Origin of the sequence: Bacteriovorax sp. DB6_IX (assembly GCF_000447775.1) — a bacterium.
In the GTDB taxonomy this organism is placed as follows: Bacteria; Bdellovibrionota; Bacteriovoracia; order Bacteriovoracales; family Bacteriovoracaceae; genus Halobacteriovorax_A.
In genome coordinates, this window is record NZ_AUNJ01000440.1 from 1 (window position 1) to 207 (window position 207).

Sequence of the window (207 nt, forward strand, 5' to 3'; positions counted from 1 at the left end):
CACCTTCTTCATTTTTTAAGTCAGACTTAACAAGGTTAAGAGCAAGGTATCCATTCTTAACAAGATACTCATCTAGCTCTGCTGTAAATTTATCTTCCGTAAGAATAATTGGTGCAATCATCCCTGGAAAGATAGGACTATTCATAATAGGAATAATCACGGCCTCTTCTGGAAATACTTCATCTCCAGGTGTTTCTGAAATTTGTA

1 protein-coding gene is annotated in these 207 nt (G+C 35.7%); it reads right to left on the reverse strand.

Annotated features, from left to right (window positions below):
- A partial coding sequence (locus M901_RS13670) for a hypothetical protein (RefSeq protein WP_034722329.1) occupies positions 1-207 on the reverse strand: 207 nt, incomplete at both ends.